The sequence below is a fragment of the Vibrio sp. Vb1026 genome (genome assembly GCF_033338745.1).
Classification (GTDB): Bacteria; Pseudomonadota; Gammaproteobacteria; order Enterobacterales; family Vibrionaceae; genus Vibrio; species Vibrio alginolyticus.
This window is the reverse complement of the sequence record NZ_JAWOTH010000129.1, coordinates 1-1,232: the sequence shown is the minus strand read 5'-3', so window position 1 is coordinate 1,232 and position 1,232 is coordinate 1. Positions and strand designations below refer to the sequence as shown.

The following is a 1,232-nucleotide window of genomic DNA, read 5'->3' as shown; positions in this document are numbered from 1 at the left end:
TCACATCGAGTTAGCTAAATGGGCGGATTTAGTGCTGCTTGCTCCTGCTACGGCAGACCTCATTGCTCGTATGTCGGCTGGCATGGGCAATGATTTATTGACGACGTTAGTGTTGGCAACGGATTCGCCTGTTGCGGTATCTCCAGCAATGAATCAGCAGATGTATCGCAACATCGCGACGCAAGAGAACATTGCGACTTTAGCTCGCCGCGGTATGCACATTTGGGGTCCAGCAGCAGGTGAACAAGCCTGTGGTGATGTTGGTCCGGGTCGAATGCTTGAACCAATGCAATTGGTGCATCTGTGTGAGCAGTTTTTCCAACCTAAAGTCTTGGAAGGCAAGTCCATTCTGATCTCAGCAGGCCCAACGCGAGAAGCCATCGACCCAGTGCGTTACATTACGAACCACAGCTCCGGGAAAATGGGGTATGCACTAGCAAACGCTGCCGCGCAGTTAGGCGCAAAAGTCACGCTAGTGAGCGGCCCTGTCAACCTGAGCACACCGATGGGAGTGGAGCGCATTAACGTGTCTAGCGCACAAGAAATGTATGAGGCCGTGATGGCTCAAGCCATCAGTCACGACGCGTTCATCAGCTGCGCAGCAGTAGCGGATTATCGACCAGAGGCCATTGCGTCTCAAAAGTTGAAAAAGACGGCAGACAACGATCAGATGACCATCAAAATGGTGAAAAACCCTGATATTGTAGCGTCCGTCGCAGCACTGACTGATAAGCGCCCATTTACGGTAGGTTTTGCAGCAGAAACCAACGATGTCGAAACTTATGCCCGAGGAAAGTTAGCGAAGAAAAACCTCAATATGATCTGCGCTAACGATGTGTCAGTCGAAGGCCAAGGCTTCAATAGTAATGACAACGCCATCACCCTATTTTGGCCTGATGGTGAGCTTGCATTAGCTCTAGAGTCAAAAGAAGCCCTGAGCTTCAAAATCCTCGAGAAAATGCGTGAATTGATGTAATTCGCACTTATTTTCTAATTAAGAACTGGCACAAATTTAGTCTAAACATGACAACTGAGGGTGTTAAATCTCCCATTCCGCCCTCAGCAGTCTAGTGTGATGCGACTTAGCATCTTATAATCCCCTCCGCTCAACTTTGTATTTTGAAAGGAAGTAACTAATGGCCGGCAGTAAAAAATCCAATCGTCGTGAAGAGATCTTGCAAGCATTAGCACAAATGCTTGAATCTGCAGAAGGCGCTTCACGCATTACTACG

At 48.5% G+C, this 1,232-nt stretch carries 1 protein-coding gene and 1 pseudogene; both read left to right on the top strand.

Translation table 11 applies throughout. The features are described 5' to 3' along the window. Nucleotides 1–976, top strand: a 976-nt coding sequence (gene coaBC, locus R7E47_RS24705; protein WP_318085390.1) for a bifunctional phosphopantothenoylcysteine decarboxylase/phosphopantothenate--cysteine ligase CoaBC, incomplete at its 5' end; no start/stop codon positions are given. Between the two features lie 160 nt (nt 977–1,136). Then, nucleotides 1,137–1,232 (top strand): annotated as a pseudogene (slmA, locus tag R7E47_RS24700) (nucleoid occlusion factor SlmA); the annotation flags it as partial.